The following is an 18,309-nucleotide window of genomic DNA, read 5'->3' as shown; positions in this document are numbered from 1 at the left end:
CAAATTTGTCCCCAGATGCGCGCATCTTAATTGTCAGCGACACGCGCCTGTTTAGCGAAGCACTTGGCTTGCGTCTGAGCCAGCATGCGGGAATGTCGGTCGTCTCCGTCGTCGCGTGCGGCGCCGCTCTGGCGGCGGCGGCTCAATCTGAACTTGACATTGTGCTGCTTGACGTTGGCGAACTGGAAGCGCTCGCGATTGCGCAAGCTCTCGGCGCGCAACATCCAGATCTGCAGATCGTCGCCATCGGCGCGCCGGCATCGGCTGGCGCAGCATTGGCGGCCGCTTGTCCATCGATCGTCGGCGTCATTCCTCGCGAGGGCTCGATTGAAGACGTTGTCGAACTGCTGGAGCGATTGACAGCGGCGCCGGCGATTCGATCGGTCGAGCAGCGTCGGGCTATCGGCAAGGAACCGCTCGCGAATGCAAAGGACGCGCTTACGGCGCGCGAGCGGGAGATACTCGAACTGATCGAGCGCGGTCTGTCGAACAAGGAGATCGCTCGTCGGCTACGCATCGAACTCGGCACGGTGAAGAATCACGTGCACAATGTTCTACAGAAGCTGCAAGTGCGCGGTCGCGGCGAAGCGGCGCACTCGATGCGAAAGCGCTCCTCCGCAAATCACGGAGGAGCGCTTCATTCGCCGATCGATCGAGGACCGCTCGTGCTTGCGACTAAATAAGGCCCGCGGCTCGCAGCTGCATCATGCGCTGAATGATCGCCGGATTGATCCTTTGCATCATCGCAGGATCGACGGCCCATGGCGCTGGCGCGCTCAGCGGAGCAAATCCGTCGATCATCGCTCCCGCGGGCGCCAGTCCCGCGCCAGCGGGCGCCGCTGCGCCCATCGGCTGAGTTGCGGCCTGACTCGGCACGCGCTCAAAATCCGGCGCGCCGACGCCTTCGCGCGTGGAGTCGCCGAGATAGCGGACGCCGGATGAGGCCAACAGCGAGAAGAGCTGAGCAACGCGTTGCTCATTGCGCGCCGTACGCGCCCCTGCGAGAAGCGGATGGTGCGCGAGAAGCAGCGCCGCCATGCCGGTGACGTGAGGCGTCGCCATCGAGGTGCCGTCCCAGGCCGCATATCCGCCGCCGGGCACAGTGGAGACGATCGCCACGCCAGGCGCCGCGACAGTGATCTGTGGCCCAAAGCACGTGAATTTCGGCGAGAACATCGTCCCCGCGACAAGTTGCGGGACAACCGTCTGAGCGTGATAGCTGTCGGAGGGAAACTCATCGAGCTTGCCCATCGCGGCGACCGTCAGCACCGTCGGCAGCATGCCGGGAAACTGCACAGGTCCGCTGGAGTTTCCGGCGGCGACGATGCAGGCAACGCCGCTCTGGCGCGCTTCGGAGATTTTCTGCGCAACGAGTTCGGAAGGATCGCCGCTGCCAAGGCTCATATTGACGACGTCGAGCTGCCGTTCGATGCATTCGTCGAGCGCGTCGATGAGATCGCTGAAACGACCGCCGGGAAACACTTTCAACGCGTGAACTTCCGCCTTGGGCGCAAAGCCGCGAATGCCGGCGACGCCCTCGGAGGCGGCCGTAATGATTCCGGCGCAATGCGTGCCGTGGCCGATTTGATCGTTCGACCAGCTCGTCTTGTCGCCGCCATTGGTGAGATCGGCGCCGCGCGTCACATGGCGCAGTTGCGGGTGCGCGCTGTCACAACCCGAATCGATGATGCCGATCTTGACGCCGGCGCCAGTAAATGAGGGATCAAGCCGATCGAGCTTCATCAGGCGCTGACCCCAGCCGACCATCCCGCTTTGAGGGAAGCCGTTGAAGCTTTCAGTCAGCGGGCGCAACTGCACAGTGTTCATCGCGCCGGCCTGAAGTGCTGGCGCGCGCAGCATCCGATCCCAATGATCGGCGGAAGGTTTGACGTAAATCGCCTGGATGGTCTCGATCGGACCGCCGAAAACCGTCACGACGACTTCGCCGCGCTCATTGGTGACGCCTTGGCCCGGAAAGCCCTGCCCATAGACATAGACCGTCGCCTTGGGCAGCGGCTTGCCGCCAACGCCCACGACGCGCAGCTGCACGTCAACTCCAACGCCGGCGGCGATCGGCATGACTCCGTTGAAGTCGAAGGGCCGAAAATCGTCCGAGGCGCGAAGAAAGGCGTCGCGCTCCACAATGACGTTGGGCGGCGCCGACGCCTGCAGTTTGGCGCCGCGATCAGGGTCCATCTCGGCGACGAGAATTTCCGGCGTCTGAGACGATGGCCCGCCGGCTGAAAAGGCGGTGAGCCCGCGCGGCTGAATCCGCCGCACGATCTTTACGTCGGGCAGCGCATTGGCGAGATCCATCGCCGAAGCGGGCGCGAATCCGGGCACGCGCCGCGAGGCGATCATAAAGCGCTCCGTTGGCGCAATCGCCATCGGCTCCACGCGCGTATCGGCGCCATTGGGCGCCGGCGCCGCACGCCCGGAACTCTGACCATTCGGCCCATTCGGCGCAGGATTAGCAGTATCGGGACCAGCCATTTCGACTCTCCTAATAAAATCAGGCCAGCCTGCGCATCGCTCTGAAGAATGCGGCGGCGGCGTTAAAATGCTTTCAGCGGAGCGTTTGGTTCGATGATCAGGGTCGCGCCAAATTGTTCGCGCAATTGACTGGCGACCGCGGCGGGGAGAGCGACGACCAACCTCGGTTGACCGGCCTTGCCGGCGCGCTGAAGAATTGCGGCGCCGGGAACAGACTGCATCGCCTGTTCGAAAGCAGCTAAATCTCCTGCGCCCGCCGCATTCCGCGGCGCCACCAAAAATTGATCGATGCCGTTCGTTGCGCTCATGATTTCGCGATCCTGATCTCTCGAGGGCTCCCGGGCCGATGAATCGGCCCGGAAGCGGCAGCAGATCATCCTTCATGCGTCGCGTCGATTGCGTCGCTCAGGACATCAGCCGTACATCGGCGCCTGCATCTGCGGCACGTAGTAGACGGGCTGCGGGCCTGCTTCGAAGGGCAGGAAGCGCTGAGCGAGACCGCCCACCGTGCCGCCGATCGTCTGCCCCAGTCCAGCGTTGCCGAAGCGGCCGCCGATGAAACCGCCGAGCGGCGCGCCGATCGCGCCAAGCGCATCGCCGACGATGCCCTGCGGCGCGAACACTGGCGCAGCCGTCTGGGGGACATAATAAGTTCCAGCCTGTGGGCCAGCTTCGAACGGCAGGAAGCGCTGGGCTAGTCCGCCCACCACATTGCCAACCGTCTGGCCAGCGCCGGCGTTGCCGAAGCGCCCGCCGATCCAGTTGCCAACCCGGCCCCCGACCGCGCCGAGCGCATCGCCGATGAAGCCCTGCGGAACGAAAACCGGCTCCGCCTCGAACGGCAGGAAGCGCTGCGCGAGACCGCCCACCGTGCCGCCGATCGTCTGCCCCAGTCCAGCGTTGCCGAAGCGGCCGCCGATGAAGCCGCCGAGCGGCGCGCCGATCGCGCCAAGCGCGTCGCCGACGATCCCCTGCGGCGCGAACACAGGCGTCGCTTCGAACGGCAGGAAACGCTGGGCAAGCCCGCCCACCGTGCCGCCGATCGTCTGACCGAGACCGGCGTTGCCGAAACGGCCGCCGATGAAGCCGCCGAGCGGCGCCCCGATCGCGCCGAGCGCATCGCCGACGATCCCTTGCGGCGCAAATCCCGGCGCAGCCGTCTGCGGGACGTAATAGGCCCCGGCGTAGGCCGGCGGGCCGGCGTCGAACGGCAGGAAACGCTGCGCGAGACCGCCCACCGTGCCGCCGATCGTCTGCCCCAGTCCGGCATTGCCGAAGCGGCCGCCGATGAAGCCGCCGAGCGGCGCCCCGATCGCGCCAAGCGCATCGCCGACGATTCCTTGCGGCGCAAATCCGGGCGCGGCCGTCTGCGGGACGTAATAGGTTCCGGCGTAAGCCTGCGGGCCGGCGTCGAACGGCAGCAAGCCGCCGAGCACCCCGCCCGCGACGCTGCCGATCTGCCGACCGAGATTCTGGTTGCCCAGGGCGCGGCCGAGCGCGCCGCCGCCCAATCCGCCCAGCGCGCTGCCGAGCGCGCCGCCGATGAAGCCTTGCGGCGCAAACATCTGATCGGCAACCATGCCCATCGGCGCGACCGAAGGCGCTGTTCCATTGTAAGCGACTTGCATATCTGATCCTCCCAAAGGGTCAAAGAAATCTGCGCCGCTCAAACGCATGTCGCATCTGCTCATCGACGCAGAGCAAACGATAGGTCCTTTGGGAAGCCCAATATATGGATCGTTGGGCACAGTTGAGGATACATGCGCGGCGAACGCTTAGCGCCAAACAAAAATCAATGAAGCGCGGCGTCGTCGAACAAGTGCCACAGGGATTTTTGCAGCTTACGGCTCGTGATATGCGCGCCGGCGGCGCGGCGCTCAAGAACGAGTTTCTTGTCGTGAAAATCTTCCATGCCAACGCGATGACCGACGCTGATCACCGTCGCGCCGGCGAGATCTTCATTGAACAGGCGCAGCATCGAAACCTGACTCTCTTCGTCGAGCGCCGACGTCGCTTCATCCATGATGATGATCTGCGGCCTTTGCAGCAAGAGCCGAACAAAAGCCGTTCGCTGCCGCTCACCGCCGGAAAGCGTTTGGTCCCAGCGCTGCTCTTCGTCGAGATGCTTGACGAGATAACCCAAGCCGCATCGCCGCATCGCGCCTTCGATCATATCGTCGGTGATTTCCTTGTCGGAAATTGAATAGAGCATGGCCTGACGAAGCGTGCCCAGAGGGATGTACGGCTTCTGCGGCACAAAGGCGATGTGAGCGTCTTTCGGCAAGAGGATGCGCCCCGAACCCCACGGCCATAATCCGGCGAGGGCGCGAATAAGCGTGCTCTTTCCCGTGCCGCTCGGCCCCGCCACGAGCAGCTTTTCGCCAGTGGGAATGACAACGTTCGCGCCAGCAATCACAATTCGACCGTTGCGATGCGCGACCGCGAGATCCTCTATGTGAATCGTGTTGTCGTCGCTAACGCCGAAATCGATAAACTCCTTCTCCTCCATGATAACGCCTATATCCAGACTCTCGAGCGCTTCTGCGAGTTCGTCGACCCGGTTGGCTGAGGCCATCCACTCCGCGACGCGCACCGAATTGTCGATGAACCAGTTGAAGGCGATCTGCACCGAGATGAAGGCGGCGGTAAGCTGCATGACCATTCCGAGCGTCAGAGCGCCCGAGAGATATTTGGGCGCGACGAGCACGAGCGGAATCAGCGGCACCAGCGCGCCATTGGCGCTCTGCACGGTGGCGATCACCGCGTTGCGATGGATCTGGCGTATCCAGGCGGCGACGACGCGTCGATAGTTCTGCAGGACAGAACTCAATTCGTCGGCGTCGCCACGTATGAGCGCAATGCTTTCCGCGTTCTCCTTCAGCCGTGTGAGTTCGGCGAGGAACCGCGCTTCAGCCTCGTTCTTCTGCGCAACGGCCGGAACGAGGGGACGTCCGGCGAAGTAGGCGAGGCCGCCGGCGATCGTCGCATAAACCACCGCGGCGAAGCCGAGATATCCCGGCAACACGAGGCGCGCGCCAAACAGATTAAGCTCCAGGGCGCCGCCAACGGTCCACAGAACCCCGACGAAGGCCAACGCCGTCGCCAGCGCGGTCAAAAAGCCGACGGCGAATTCGACCAGCGGATCTACGGCGAGTTGCACGTCCTTGGAGATTCGATATTCCGGCGAGGTCTGCTCGGCTGCGGCGATCTCAAGACGGTAGTAGCGTTGATCCTCGAGCCACCAGCCGGCGAGTTTTTCAGTGAGCCATTCTCGCCAACGCATCTGCAACGTCATGCGCGCCACGAGCGTTCCGCTAATGGCGAGGCCGCTGAATGCGACGAGGGCGGGCAACAGGATCGTCGCCCAACTCAGCGCTTCGACATTCTTGCTTGCCAGCGCGTCGAAAAACGTCCGGTTCCATTCGTTGATGCTGAGCTGCGCCCCAAGCTGCAGCGCGATGCACAGGGCGACTAACCCCGTCAGACTCCATGCCCGTCGGCTGGTCTCGCCCGCCCAGAATCCCAGAGCAAGCGCGCAGAACTCCCGCCAACGCGCTCGAGCAGGCCGAGTCACCTCTGCAGCCACATTTGGCGCTATAGCTTGACTATTCACAGTCGAAGCGCCTCTCTGCTTGAGCGCCCCGAAATCGACGACGGCTCTTCTCGAGCGGCTCAGCGGACATCGCCCTGATGCGCGACTCCTATTTGGCGCGCCGAAACCGCTAGACTACAGCTTTGAAGCGGCCTTTTTCGTGAACTTAGGCGGCCCTGAGTGGGATATCCCGCCGCGAGTCGCTAGGCCGCGCGAGACGCCTTGCGCTCGAAGAACAGCGCCTGGCTGATCGTCGCCTTGACCGTATCGACCTTGTAGGGCTTGCTGATGAGAAACGCCGGCTCGGGCCGCTCGCCGGTCAGCAGGCGTTCGGGAAATGCAGTAATGAAAATTACCGGGGCGTCGAAACTTTCGAGCATTTCGTTGACGGCGTTCAGACCAGAACTGCCGTCGGCGAGCTGAATGTCCGCGAGAATTAAACCTGGCCGCTTGCGCGCGGCGAGCTCCACGGCCTCCTGATGGGTGCGGGCGACGCCAATGATACGATGGCCCAGATCACGCGCGATGAACTCGATGTCCTGCGCAATGAGCGATTCATCCTCGATGATGAGCACGTCCGTCGCGACGCGTTCGGCGATTTCCCGTCCAGCCTCCGTTACGAGCGCTTCGACCTCTTCTTCCGTCGCGCCCAGGATGGCGGCGGCGTCCGCTACCGAAAAGCCTTCGACCGTACGCAGCAAAAAGGCCTGTCGCGACCGCGGCGTCAGCAAGCTGATATTCCGCTGTGCTGCGGAGATCTCGTCATCGGCTGCGGCTTCGGTGTTCAGCCGGATCGACGACCACGACGTCATGAAGAGGTGGTAAAGCCCGACCTTGGGCGACATATTCGGTGGAAACGCATCCGGATCCGCCACCAGCGCCTCGAGCGTGGCGACGACGTAAGCGTCGCCGCTCTTTTGCGAGCCGCAAAGCGCCCTCGCAAAACGGCGGAGGTACGGCAGATGCACCGCAATTTCCCGGGAGAGGTTCATAGTTTCATCCTATGCCGCCCAGCGCGCAAGTCAATTCAAGCGCCCGCTGATATGTCACAGTGTTCCTTGCTTGCAATGGCGGAACAATTAGTGTTCTTACGCGTTCGAACAAGGGAGGTCGTCGCTCGGCCGCCCCGGGTAGAGGCGGCCAGTCTCGGGGCGAACTCGGGGTCGAGAATGAGCCAACGCGAAAATCCTCACGACAACGATGGCCCCTCCCGCGACGCGGAACCGAACTTGAACAATAAGGCTGGAGGTCGGGAGGAGGCGGATGCTGACGGCTCCCAGGATGCTGACGGGGCACAAGCGGACGGCGTCGCGCTGGACCCAAAGGTTCAAGCTCAGCTCGGGCGCGTATTTCGCGCCTATTGCGACGATCTGATCCACCAACCCATTCCAGACAAGTTCACTGTGCTGCTGGCCAAGCTGGAAGCCAAACAGCGCGAAAAGAAATGAGCGACGAGGCCTTCGGAGATCAGATGGTGGCGCAGATGCCCTATCTGCGCGCCTTCGCCATTTCGCTTTGCGGATCACATAGCCTCGCCGACGACCTGGTCCAGGACACTCTGGTCAAGGCCTGGTCGCACGCCGACTCCTTTCAGCCGAACACCAATCTACGCGCCTGGCTCGTGACCATTCTGCGCAATACCTATTTTTCCAGCTATCGGAAACGCTCCCGCGAAGTGCAGGACAGCGATAATCTCCTGGCCCAGCAGATCCCTGTGAAAGGCGGTCAGGAGTCGGCCCTCACGCTTACGGACGTTCAGGCGGCTCTGGATAAGCTCGCCCCCGAGCACAAGGAAATTCTGTTGCTGATCGGGATCACCGAGCTCTCCTACGATGAAGCGGCGGAGATTTGCGGCGTCGCCATTGGCACGGTCAAGAGCCGGTTGAACCGCGCGCGCGCCAAGCTTGCCGAACATCTGGGCCTGCTCACGACAAGCGACATTGACACCGATCCCACCGTATCGGACCTCGCAGCGCGCCGACCTTCCCGCGCGGTTTGACAGGCCAAGGCTTCACATGGGATGCGCGACCGAAAATTCGCGCTATCTGACGGTTACGCCCTGCAGGGTCCGGAGGATTTGGCAGCGTAATGACGCAAGGCCGTGATGGTCACTCAGCCCGGCGCTCGCCGCCCGTGTCGGCGACCGCCAAAGCGGATGCGCGGGCGCAGGGGGTCGCCGCCCTGCGGGCTGCGCTGGCGCTCTTCCTGGCGATGACGTCTGCGGCCCGCGCCGCGGAGGGCGCAGCAAACATCGCCGAGGTCTGGCGCTTGGCCGTTAGCGCGCTCGCAGTCGCGCTGGCGATGACGCTTGCGGTGATTTTCTGGCTGGTGAGACAGCGCCGGGAGGCGCAACGGGCGCAACACCAACTCGCCGAATTGAGTCTGGCCGTGGAAGCGCGCGGCGCCTCGCATTGGAGCGACACCGGAGTTCCCGAGGTCGATGCGATCGCGCACAGCCTTCAGGACATGGACGAGCGCCTGCGCGAAAAGTGCAAGAGGGTGTCCGAGCTGAACGATCTACTGATGAAAAGCTCGACGATCGTCAGCCGCGCCGGGGCAAATCTGCAAATGCGCGCGCTGCTTGACGCCGTGCCGGTCGGAATCATCATCGCCGAAGCCCCAAGCGGACGAATCGTCGAGGGCAATCACGTCATTGAAGCGATCCTGCGCCGTCCTGTTCGCTACTCGGAAAGCACCCAAGCCTATTCCGAATGGAACGCCATTCATCAGGACGGCCGCCCGGTCGCGAATTACGAATATCCGCTCGCACGCGCCCTTGCTGGGGAGAGCCATCCGCAACTCGAGTGCAAGATCGAGCGCGGCGACGGCGCCTACATCTGGATTAACATCGTCGGCGCGCCGATCCGCGACGACAAGGGCGCCGTTATCGGCGCGATCGTCGCCATTACCGACATCGACGACATCAAGAACACGGAAATACACAATCAGATGATGAATCGCGAGCTGCATCACCGGGTGAACAATTCACTGGCGATGATCCAGGGAATCGCCAATATTACGGCGCGCACGGCGCAGGACTTTTCGAGCTTTCAGCAAGGCTTTTCTCACCGCGTGCAATGTCTGAGCCGCATCTCCACGCTGCTCGTGCAGACCTCTTGGGAACGAACGCCGCTCAAAGACCTGCTCATGATCGCGCTGTCTTGTGGCAGCCACGACTACGCCGACCGCATCTCGCTGTCGGGCGAAGACGTCGAATTGCGCTCAGCGGTCGCCTCCGCCTTGGGTCTGACCATAAACGAACTGCTCGCCAACGCCGAGCAACACGGAGCGCTGTCCGAAGACGACGGCCGAATCGCGATCAGCTGGCGGATCGATCGTGAAGAAGATCGTCCGCGTCTCATCTTGAATTGGATGGAAATAGGCGGGCCAAAAGTCGAAAGCCCGGAGCAAACGGGAGTCGGGCATTTCCTGATCACCAATGTGCTCGCGCGCCAGATGGGCGGCGACGTCAGGCTCTCGTATCAGGCGGAAGGCCTGCAAGCCGAATTGTCCGCCGAAATTTAAAAGACATGCCTTGCGCGCGTCGTCATGCGGCTTGCTGCGGCGTCACCCGCAGCGCGGTGACGCGATTCCTGATCTTACGCATCACCTCGAAACGGAAGCCGTGATAGGTGAAGACCTGCCCGGCTTCCGGAATGGCGCCCGCCTCGTGGATCACGAGGCCCGCGATCGTTGTCGCTTCCTCATCGGGCAGATCCCACGCCATGACGCGATTGAGATCGCGCACCGGCACGGCGCCGTCGACCAGCACCGACCCGTCAGGCTGCGGACGCACGCCCTGCACCGCGAGATCATGCTCATCGCGAATGTCGCCGACGATTTCCTCGAGGATATCTTCAAGCGTGACGAGTCCCATCACCTCGCCATATTCGTCGACGACCAAGGCGAAATGCGTCTTACGCTTGAGAAAGGCTTCGAGCTGATCCTCGAGCGTCGTCGCCTCAGGCACGAACCATGGGGCGAACATCACCTCGCCGACGTCGAGCTTGGATGCGTCGCCGCCTGCGGCGTTCAGCGCCCGCAGCATGTCCTTCGAATGAAGGACGCCGACGAAATTATCCGGTCGCTCGCGCCAGAGCGGCATGCGGGTGAAGGGCGACGACAGCACCTCGCGCACGATCTGGGCCGGCGGCAGATCCGCGTCGATCGTGCGCATTTTGGTGCGGTGGATCATGACGTCCGAAACATGCAGCACCTGCAAATCGAGGACGCCGCCGAACATGTCGCGCGCGGCGCGCTCGACATTGCCCTCGTCATGCAGAATATCGACGGCGCTCTTTAGTTCGTCATAGGGCGAGCGAACCGTTCGGCCATGGCCGACCTCGACTCCCGCCAACGCGAGCACCGTGCGCACGATATATTCGACGCCCGCGAGGAGCGGCCCGACGACTCGCACGAAGGGCGCAATAAACTTCGCGACGCGCAGCGACGTTTCGTCGGGATGGTTGATCGCCAGCGTTTTCGGCAGAACTTCGGCGAAGACGAGAAGCAGCACGGTCATGATGACGGTCGCATACACCGCCCCATTGTCGCCCGCGACAACGACCAGCACGCTCGTGGTGAAAGCGGAGCCGCCAATGTTGACGAGGGTGCCGCCAAGCAACAGCGCGGCGATCATGCGGTTGCGCTGGCGCAGCAGCCGATTGACGGCGGCGGCGCGCTTATCGCCCTCTTTTTCCAGCGAGTGCATCCGGGCGTGCGACGCGGCGGTGAGCGCCGTCTCCGATCCCGCAAAGACCGCCGACAGGAATACACAGACGATGACGATGCCGACCGCAGTCCATATGTCGACCTGCGGCGCGCCGGATTCGAGCCCATGCATGGCGCTATGTCCGCTTTAGCTCGTCTTTAAGAAAGCCAAGCACCTCATTGGCGTCGACGGATTTTGCGATGAACGCCTGGCCGATGCCGCGCAAGAGAATGAAGGTCAGCGCGCCGCGCTCGACCTTCTTGTCCTGATACATGGCGTCGAGAATGGCCTGGGCGTCGTCGCGCCAATCCGGAATGTCGTGGATCTTCGTCGGCAGACCGACGCCCTTCAGATGGCGTTCGACGCGCTCCGCCGCCGCCTCGGCGCACAGACCGCGGCGCACGGAGAAGCGCGCGGCGCAAGCCATGCCGATCGCAACCCCCTCGCCGTGAACCAGGCGCGCGCTGTTGTAGTCGGTGAGGCGCTCGAAGGCGTGGCCGAATGTGTGACCGAAGTTGAGCAACGCCCGTTCGCCCTGCTCCGTTTCGTCGCGCGCGACGATCGTCGCCTTGGTCTCGCAGCTCACCGCGACGGCGCAAATCTGTTCCGCCTGACTATGAAACACCGCTTCCGAGTCGGCGTCGAGCCAATCGAAGAACCGGGCGTCGCCGATCAGGCCATATTTCACGACCTCCGCGTAGCCGGCGCGAAACTCGCGCAGCGGCAATGTCCGCAGCGTGTCAACGTCGGCGAGAACCAGCGCAGGCTGGTGAAAGGCGCCGATCAGATTCTTGCCGTGACGTGAATTGATCCCGGTCTTGCCGCCAACCGAAGAATCGACTTGCGACAGCAACGTCGTCGGAATTTGCACGAAGCGCGAGCCGCGCCGCACGCTCGCGGCGACGAATCCGGCGAGGTCGCCGACGACGCCGCCGCCAAGCGCGACGATCAGATCACGCCGTTCGATCCTCGCGGCCAGCACGTCGTCGCAGACGCGGCCATAAACCGAAAGCGATTTGGACGCCTCGCCAGGCGGAACGATGATGGTTGTCGCACGTAGGCCGGCGTCCTTCAGACTCTGCTCAACTGTCGAAAGATGCAGTCGGGCGACATTCTCGTCCGTGATGATGGCGCACGCGGCTCCCGGCGCGATCTCCGCAATATAATCGCCGGCGCGCTGCAACAGCCCGTCGCCGATGACAATGTCGTAGGAGCGTTCGCCCAGCGCGACCCGGACAATTTCCTGGCGGCGAGCGTCGCTTTCCGCGCGCGCGGGATACAGATGCGTCATGGCCTTGGCGAAACCTCTGCTTTGCGCCCGCTGTCGCAAGTCTTCCAATATCGGCAAGCCTGCAGCGAGAACGGCGAGCGTATCATCCACCATCGCATCCTGCGGAACTTCGCGCGACTCGACACGAAGATCGGCGAGTTCGTATAGGGGGCGTCGCGCCTCCAGTAACTGGCGCAGCGTCTCCTCCGGATCCTCCGTTTGCAGCAGGGGACGATCGTTCTTGCGGCGCACGCGCTTCAGCAGGGTCTTCAGATCGGCGTCAAGCCACACCGATACGCCCCGCTCGGCGATGCGGTCGCGCGTGCGAGGGTCGAGAAACGCGCCGCCGCCGGTGGCGAGCACGACCGGGCCGCCGTTCAGCAGGCGCATGATGACGCGCCTCTCGCCGTCGCGAAAATAGCGCTCGCCATATTTGGCGAAAATCTCGGGAATGGACATGCCGGCCGCCGCGGCGACGATCTCAGCGTCCGCGTCGACGAAGGGAAGGCCGAGTCGCACGGCGAGCCTCTGGCCGATGGCGCTCTTGCCGGAGCCCATCATGCCGACAAGCACGATGGCCCTGCCGTTCAGGGCGGCGCGCACGGCCAAAGCGCGCTCGTCACTGGGCGCTTGCGGAGCTGGAAGGACGACGCCGGAGTGTTGCGGTCGAGTCATTGGCGCAAATCTAACCCGCGCAGCGCGGAATTTCATCCGCGCCGCCGAGGGCGCGCGAAAGATACGCGACCATGAATGCGGGCAGGCGCGGGTCGGCAAGCGCCGTCAAGCTCGAAACCATATGCGCGTCCGCGAGTTCGGGCGCGCTTTCGGTCGCGATAAAGGCTTTCACCCTGGCGAGGAGGGCGTGCGACGGCGCGTCGAAATCCAGCCTCTTGACGCAGGCGACATGCTGGCGATCGAATATCGCCGTCCAGCCGGCCGACGCATGCGCGTCCGAGGCGGCGAGGCCCGTCTCTTCGGCGAGCTCGCGCACGAGACTGCCGGCGAGATCGACGCGGCCGCCCGATACGACGTCGGACGGGTCGGGGGTGCCGCAGGGAAAATAGAGCTGGCCGGCGAATGAGTGGCTTGGCCCCATTTCCCCGAGGAGATAGGCGCCGTCGCGGGCGCGCGCCGCCGGCATCGAGAAGCAATTATATACGGCTTCGTCGGGCCAGCCGAATTCTCGCCAGGCAAGAAAGCTTGAGAAAGGCGTCTTGAAAAACGCCATACGCAAGATGCGCGCGCCATCTTCGCCCGTTGTCCGCTCGACGCGGCAGGCGAGCAGCACCGAGCCGTCGTAGAGCGCCGGATTGGCGCATCGACGCTCCTCCCAATGGCGCTCGATGTCGGCGGCGCGCTCCTCAACGAAGCCCCAGCGATGATCGACAAATCGACACTCGAGGCGATCAATCTCCGCAATTTCGATGGTCACAGGCGGGCCGCTCCTTGGCCGCAACGGCGCGCCGGGCCGTCACATCCGTAATGGACTCGATTGCGCGCGATGAACGCCGGATTTCGCCTGGACTGACTAAGTCGCATCGCACACGTCACGCGCTTCGTTACGCCTGCATCTGCAGAAGCGCCATGCTGTCGCGAAATTCGACGATCTCGACGATGCGGCCGTCTTCGAAGCGCACGAAGTCGGCAAGCTGAACTTGGCCGCAACGGCCTGTGCCGCGATGACGCCATTCGACGATCCGACGCGCAGCGGCGGCGCCGCCGTCGACGATGACCTCGGGCATCGCGAGTCCGAGTTGCTCGAACTCGACCTCGATGCTGCTCACGATGTTGATCAGCGCCTCTATGCCGCGATGTCGCCCGGCGTGCGAAACTGTCGCGCGGTCGCCAACGAATTCGCACACGACGTCGGGCGAACACAGCTCACGGAACAAGGCTATGTCGGGGCCACGGGAGAAACTGCCCATGGCGATCAACCGGCGCGCCATTTCATCGCGCGACAGTCCCGGGCTGCGGGGATTGAGAATGTCGTCGAGGCTTTGCGGCAAGAAATCGGCGCCGCGCGCGACGCAACGATGGTCCCGGAACTCGTACATTTCCGAAACGAGTCCGTTCCGCCAGCGCAGAAAATGCGCCATGTCCATGCGGTGGATGTGACCGGTGGCGCGGTGGCGCCAACTGCTGATCCATCGCACCACGGTATTGTCGCCTTCGACGAGGACCGCGAGAATTTCCGCGTCGAGCGGTTCATAATCGATATCGACGCGGCGCAAATGGGCGCGCAGCGCATCGCGCCCGCGCCATTGTCCCGGCGGAAGCACGCCAAGTCGGGAGCAGCTGTAGTTCAACTCGACGTCTTCGACGAAATGTTCGACCAATGTCGAGACGTCGTACGTCATGCGGCTCCGTACAATCTCATGTACGCGCCGACGCGTTTCGCTCTCGATAACATGACTCGACCGCCCGCCCGGCCCGTGCATTCATCCCCCGCTATGGCGATGCATTTGTCGATGCGTGATGCGTCGACTGCGCCTCGGCAACGCCCCAAACCCGAGTGCGCGCTCGCCTTTTTGGGATCATTATGCGCTAATTGCGGTCCTTGTCGACCAACTTATTCTTGCCGATCCAAGGCATCATGCCACGCAGGCGAAGGCCGACCTCTTCGATCGGATGCGCATTATTTCGCGCGCGAGTGGCCTTAAAGGAGGTCTGGCCGACTTTATTCTCGAGCATCCAGTCGCGCGTGAATTTGCCCGATTGAATATCGTCAAGCACACGCTTCATCTCGGCCTTGGTGTCCTTGGTGATGATGCGCGGACCGGTGACATATTCGCCGTACTCGGCGGTGTTCGACACCGAATAGTTCATATTGGCGATGCCGCCCTCATAGATGAGGTCGACGATCAGCTTCACTTCATGAAGACATTCAAAATACGCCATTTCCGGCGCATAGCCGGCTTCGACCAGCGTCTCGAATCCGGCGCGGATCAATTCCACGAGACCGCCGCAGAGCACGACCTGCTCGCCGAAAAGATCCGTTTCGCATTCTTCGCGAAAGGTCGTTTCGATGATGCCGGCGCGGCCGCCGCCGATCGCCGCAGCATAGGACAGCGCAATCTGCTTGGCGTTGCCGGAAGCGTCCTGATGCACCGCGATCAGGCAGGGCACGCCGCCGCCCTTGAGATATTCGCCGCGCACCGTATGGCCCGGGCCTTTCGGCGCGATCATGGCGACGTCGATATCCTTGCGCGGCTCGATCAGGTTGAAATGGATGTTGAGGCCGTGGGCGAAGAGCAGCAGCGCGCCCGGCTTCAAGTTCGGCGCCATCTCATTGGCGTAGATCTCGCCCTGCAGCTCGTCGGGCGTCAGCATCATGATGACGTCCGCCCATTTGGAGGCCTCGGCGACGGTCATGACCTTAAGGCCAGCGCCTTCCGCTTTGGCGGCCGAGGCGGAGCCGGGGCGCAGCGCGACCGCCACTACCTGGACGCCGGACTCCTTGAGATTGAGCGCATGCGCGAAGCCCTGGCTGCCGTAGCCGACGATGGCGACTTTCTTGCCTTTGATCAGATTGATGTCGGCGTCCCGATCGTAATAAACGCGCATGTGCTCTGCTTCCTTGATGTGCGTGCGCTCTTGGGGGAACGGCGCGCCTCGCGCCGTCGAATTCGCTGGCGGGCTCCTTCTACGCGGGCCGCCCGGCCAGGTCAAAATTCTCGCGCCTTAGATCGGATCTGGCCCGCGCGAGATGGCGGCGACGCCCGTGCGGGAGACCTCGACGAGCCCGATCGGACGCATCAGGTCGATGAATTCATCGATCTTGTGCGGTTTGCCGGTCAATTCGAAAATGAAGCTCTCCGTGGTCGCATCGACAATGCGGGCGCGAAAGGCTTCGGCGAGCTGTAGCGCGAAGGTGCGGTGGTCGCCGCGACCTTTGACTTTGACCATGGCGAGTTCGCGTTCGAGCGAGCGCATCGACATGGTGAGGTCGGTCACCTGATGCACGGGGACGAGTCGCTCGAGCTGGTGATGGATCTGGTCGATCGTCTCCGGCGCGCCGGAGGTCAATATGGTGATGCGCGAGAGATGTTCGGCGTGGGCGACTTCGGCGACCGTGAGGCTCTCGATATTGTAGCCGCGGCCGGAAAACAGGCCGACGACGCGCGCCAAGACGCCCGGCTCATTGTCGACGAGCACGGAGAGCGTATGCGACTCGACCTTGGAGTTCGTCGTCGCGGCGGCGTAGGGCGATGGCGGAGAAGCGGGAGCGTTCATCTTTTTTCCTGGGCGGTCGGCAAATCGGCAGTCGGCAGTCGATTGCAGCGCCACGACTGCCGATCGCCGAAACCCGACCGCCTAAACAAGCATCTTGCCTTTTTCGTCGATGATCGCGCCGATCTCTATCCCAGCGTCGTCGGAAAGATCGGCGAGCAGCATGTCGTTGTGCGCCTTGCCGGAGGGGATCATCGGGAAGCAATTTTCGACCTTGTCGACGACGCAGTCGAAGATCACCGGCCCGTCATAATCGATCATCTCCTGGATCGCGGCGTCGAGCGACGCGGGATCAGAGCAGCGGATGCCCTTGGCGCCGAAGGCTTCAGCGAGCTTGACGAAATCGGGAAGCGCCTCGGAATAGCTATGGGAATAGCGCCCGCCATGCAGCAACTCCTGCCACTGGCGCACCATGCCCATATATTCATTGTTGAGGATGAAGATCTTCACCGGCAGGCGATATTGGATCGCCGTCGACATTTCCTGAATGCACATCAGGATCGAGGCTTCGCCGGCGATGTCGATCACGAGTGAACCGGGGTGCGCGAGCTGCGCGCCGATCGCCGCCGGCAGGCCATAGCCCATGGTGCCGAGTCCGCCCGAGGTCATCCAGCGGTTCGGCTCTTCAAAATGATAATGCTGGGCGGCCCACATCTGATGCTGCCCGACTTCGGTGGTGACATAGACGTCACGATCCTTGGTCAGCGCATAGAGCCGCTGCACCGCATGCTGTGGCTTGATCGCCGTTTCCGAATTGCGGAAGGCCAGCGATCTGCGCGCCCGCCACTCGTTGATCTTCGCCCACCAATCGTCGAGCGGCTGCTTGTCGGCGCTCATCGCCTCGGCGCGCCACAGGCGCACCATGGCTTCGAGCACATGGGCGCAATCGCCGACGATGGCGAGATCGACCTTGACGTTCTTGTTGATGGACGAACGATCGATATCGATGTGGATCTTTTTCGAGCCCGGCGAAAAGGCGTCGAGACGTCCGGTGATGCGGTCGTCGAAACGCGCGCCGACCGCGATCATCAGATCGCAGTCATGCATGGCGTGATTGGCTTCCCAGGTGCCGTGCATGCCGAGCATGCCGAGCCAGTTTTCGCCCGACCCCGGATAGGCGCCGAGCCCCATCAGCGTCGAGGTGATGGGAAAGCCCGTCAGGCCGACGAGTTCGCGCAGCAGCGTCGACGCCGCGGGTCCGGAATTGATGACGCCGCCGCCCGTGTAAAAGATCGGACGCTTCGCCGCCGCCATCATCCGCACGGCCTGCTGCATCGCCTCCATGTCGGCGTCGAGCTTGGGATGATAGGTCTTGTGCGCGGCGCTGCGCGGCGGGGCGTAGACGCCGCGCGCAAACTGCACGTCCTTGGGAATGTCGATGACCACGGGTCCGGGCCGGCCGGACGAAGCCACATAAAAGGCTTCATGCAGCACGCGCGGCAGATCGGCGATGTTCTTGACGAGATAATTATGCTTCGTGCAGTGGCGGGTGATGCCGACCGTGTCGCATTCCTGGAAGGCGTCGGAGCCGATGAGATGCGTCGGCACCTGCCCGGTGATGCAGACGATCGGGATCGAATCCATCAGCGCGTCGGTGAGGCCCGTCACCGTATTGGTGGCGCCAGGTCCCGAGGTGACGAGCAGCACGCCGACCTTGCCCGAGGAGCGCGCATAACCCTCCGCGGCATGGGCGGCCCCCTGCTCATGGCGCACGAGAATGTGCTGCACCTTCTCCTGCTGGAAGAGCACGTCATAGATCGGAAGGACGGCGCCGCCCGGATAGCCGAAAAGAATCTCCACGCCCTGGTCGTTCAGGGCTTCGACCACCATTTCGGCGCCGGACATTTCCTTCGACATCATCATTTTCCGTCTTGCTTCTCGCGGCGGGCGACTAGGATGTTTTTCGTCTTCGGGCAACAAAAAAGGCCCTCTTGGGGCCTTGGGTCAAGCGCCATTGGCGGAGGCCGGGCCTAGCCCAGCTCCATCCTTGGCGCTTCAAATACGAGAATTGCG

At 63.1% G+C, this 18,309-nt stretch carries 16 protein-coding genes; 4 read left to right on the top strand and 12 right to left on the bottom strand.

All coding sequences use genetic code 11. The annotated features are described in order from the left end of the window. Positions 1-92 precede the first annotated feature (92 nt). Positions 93-683, top strand: a complete 591-nt coding sequence (locus tag HUN39_RS08365; RefSeq protein ID WP_232365985.1) for a helix-turn-helix transcriptional regulator — start codon at positions 93-95, stop codon at positions 681-683. On the opposite strand, the gene HUN39_RS08360 is transcribed toward HUN39_RS08365, so the two are convergent. The 5 genes from HUN39_RS08360 to HUN39_RS08340 form a co-directional block, all read right to left on the bottom strand. Continuing rightward, complete coding sequence (locus HUN39_RS08360) at positions 676-2,493, bottom strand: S8 family serine peptidase (protein ID WP_175093992.1); 1,818 nt, start codon at positions 2,491-2,493, stop codon at positions 676-678. The two genes, HUN39_RS08365 and HUN39_RS08360, sit on opposite strands and share 8 nt — an antisense overlap. A gap of 62 nt (positions 2,494-2,555) precedes the next feature. Beyond that, positions 2,556-2,801 carry a hypothetical protein gene (locus HUN39_RS08355; RefSeq protein WP_175093991.1) on the bottom strand — a complete coding sequence of 82 codons (246 nt, stop codon included), beginning with the start codon at positions 2,799-2,801 and terminating at the stop codon, positions 2,556-2,558. A gap of 105 nt (positions 2,802-2,906) precedes the next feature. Continuing rightward, positions 2,907-4,121, bottom strand: a complete 1,215-nt coding sequence (locus tag HUN39_RS08350; protein WP_175093990.1) for a hypothetical protein — start codon at positions 4,119-4,121, stop codon at positions 2,907-2,909. Between the two features lie 164 nt (positions 4,122-4,285). Continuing rightward, positions 4,286-6,067, bottom strand: a complete 1,782-nt coding sequence (locus HUN39_RS08345) for an ABC transporter ATP-binding protein/permease (RefSeq protein WP_175093989.1) — start codon at positions 6,065-6,067, stop codon at positions 4,286-4,288. 221 nt (positions 6,068-6,288) lie between these two features. Next, a complete protein-coding gene (locus HUN39_RS08340; protein WP_175093988.1) occupies positions 6,289-7,077 on the bottom strand; it encodes a response regulator in 789 nt (262 codons plus the stop codon). Between the two features lie 177 nt (positions 7,078-7,254). Here HUN39_RS08340 and HUN39_RS08335 point away from each other — a divergent pair, with 177 nt between their 5' ends. The 3 genes from HUN39_RS08335 to HUN39_RS08325 all read left to right on the top strand — a co-directional run bounded on the left by HUN39_RS08335 (position 7,255) and on the right by HUN39_RS08325 (position 9,610). Further along, positions 7,255-7,533, top strand: coding sequence for a NepR family anti-sigma factor (locus HUN39_RS08335; RefSeq protein WP_175093987.1), 279 nt, complete (start codon positions 7,255-7,257; stop codon positions 7,531-7,533). Then, a complete protein-coding gene (locus HUN39_RS08330) occupies positions 7,530-8,084 on the top strand; it encodes a sigma-70 family RNA polymerase sigma factor (RefSeq protein ID WP_175093986.1) in 555 nt (184 codons plus the stop codon). The genes HUN39_RS08335 and HUN39_RS08330 overlap by 4 nt, the downstream gene beginning before the upstream one ends. A gap of 89 nt (positions 8,085-8,173) precedes the next feature. Further along, positions 8,174-9,610 (top strand): HWE histidine kinase domain-containing protein, encoded by a 1,437-nt coding sequence (locus HUN39_RS08325; protein WP_175093985.1) that lies wholly within the window; start codon positions 8,174-8,176, stop codon positions 9,608-9,610. Between the two features lie 22 nt (positions 9,611-9,632). Here HUN39_RS08325 and HUN39_RS08320 read toward each other — a convergent pair whose 3' ends face one another. The 7 genes from HUN39_RS08320 to HUN39_RS08290 form a co-directional block, all read right to left on the bottom strand. Continuing rightward, complete coding sequence (locus tag HUN39_RS08320; RefSeq protein WP_175093984.1) at positions 9,633-10,928, bottom strand: HlyC/CorC family transporter; 1,296 nt, start codon at positions 10,926-10,928, stop codon at positions 9,633-9,635. Positions 10,929-10,932: 4 nt separating this feature from the next. Then, positions 10,933-12,741 (bottom strand): 3-dehydroquinate synthase, encoded by a 1,809-nt coding sequence (gene aroB, locus HUN39_RS08315; protein ID WP_175093983.1) that lies wholly within the window; start codon positions 12,739-12,741, stop codon positions 10,933-10,935. Positions 12,742-12,751: 10 nt separating this feature from the next. Then, on the bottom strand, positions 12,752-13,498 hold the full coding sequence (locus tag HUN39_RS08310) for an NUDIX hydrolase (protein ID WP_175093982.1): 747 nt from the start codon (positions 13,496-13,498) through the stop codon (positions 12,752-12,754). A 127-nt stretch (positions 13,499-13,625) separates the two neighbouring features. Further along, entirely contained in the window at positions 13,626-14,423 is a 798-nt protein-coding gene (locus tag HUN39_RS08305) for a nuclear transport factor 2 family protein (protein ID WP_175093981.1), read from the bottom strand. A 187-nt stretch (positions 14,424-14,610) separates the two neighbouring features. Beyond that, entirely contained in the window at positions 14,611-15,630 is a 1,020-nt protein-coding gene (gene ilvC, locus HUN39_RS08300; RefSeq protein ID WP_175093980.1) for a ketol-acid reductoisomerase, read from the bottom strand. A 117-nt stretch (positions 15,631-15,747) separates the two neighbouring features. Then, positions 15,748-16,299, bottom strand: coding sequence for an acetolactate synthase small subunit (ilvN, locus tag HUN39_RS08295; RefSeq protein ID WP_123174283.1), 552 nt, complete (start codon positions 16,297-16,299; stop codon positions 15,748-15,750). Positions 16,300-16,380: 81 nt separating this feature from the next. Continuing rightward, positions 16,381-18,153 carry an acetolactate synthase 3 large subunit gene (locus tag HUN39_RS08290; RefSeq protein ID WP_175093979.1) on the bottom strand — a complete coding sequence of 591 codons (1,773 nt, stop codon included), beginning with the start codon at positions 18,151-18,153 and terminating at the stop codon, positions 16,381-16,383. Positions 18,154-18,309 lie beyond the last annotated feature (156 nt).

It is taken from the genome of Methylocystis silviterrae (genome assembly GCF_013350005.1).
GTDB lineage: Bacteria > Pseudomonadota > Alphaproteobacteria > Rhizobiales > Beijerinckiaceae > Methylocystis > Methylocystis silviterrae.
The sequence above is the reverse complement of the archived record's forward strand: the minus strand, read 5'-3'. Positions and strand labels throughout refer to the sequence as shown.

Coding starts and splice junctions, on each gene's coding strand:
- HUN39_RS08335 (WP_175093987.1), top strand. CDS start 7,255: ATGAGCCAACGCGAAAATCCTCACGACAACGATGGCCCCTCCCGCGAC.
- HUN39_RS08360 (WP_175093992.1), bottom strand. CDS start 2,493: ATGGCTGGTCCCGATACTGCTAATCCTGCGCCGAATGGGCCGAATGGT.
- HUN39_RS08290 (WP_175093979.1), bottom strand. CDS start 18,153: ATGTCGAAGGAAATGTCCGGCGCCGAAATGGTGGTCGAAGCCCTGAAC.
- HUN39_RS08330 (WP_175093986.1), top strand. CDS start 7,530: ATGAGCGACGAGGCCTTCGGAGATCAGATGGTGGCGCAGATGCCCTAT.
- HUN39_RS08320 (WP_175093984.1), bottom strand. CDS start 10,928: ATGCATGGGCTCGAATCCGGCGCGCCGCAGGTCGACATATGGACTGCG.
- HUN39_RS08340 (WP_175093988.1), bottom strand. CDS start 7,077: ATGAACCTCTCCCGGGAAATTGCGGTGCATCTGCCGTACCTCCGCCGT.
- ilvN (WP_123174283.1), bottom strand. CDS start 16,299: ATGAACGCTCCCGCTTCTCCGCCATCGCCCTACGCCGCCGCGACGACG.
- ilvC (WP_175093980.1), bottom strand. CDS start 15,630: ATGCGCGTTTATTACGATCGGGACGCCGACATCAATCTGATCAAAGGC.
- aroB (WP_175093983.1), bottom strand. CDS start 12,741: ATGACTCGACCGCAACACTCCGGCGTCGTCCTTCCAGCTCCGCAAGCG.
- HUN39_RS08365 (WP_232365985.1), top strand. CDS start 93: ATGTCGGTCGTCTCCGTCGTCGCGTGCGGCGCCGCTCTGGCGGCGGCG.
- HUN39_RS08325 (WP_175093985.1), top strand. CDS start 8,174: ATGACGCAAGGCCGTGATGGTCACTCAGCCCGGCGCTCGCCGCCCGTG.
- HUN39_RS08350 (WP_175093990.1), bottom strand. CDS start 4,121: ATGCAAGTCGCTTACAATGGAACAGCGCCTTCGGTCGCGCCGATGGGC.
- HUN39_RS08355 (WP_175093991.1), bottom strand. CDS start 2,801: ATGAGCGCAACGAACGGCATCGATCAATTTTTGGTGGCGCCGCGGAAT.
- HUN39_RS08305 (WP_175093981.1), bottom strand. CDS start 14,423: ATGACGTACGACGTCTCGACATTGGTCGAACATTTCGTCGAAGACGTC.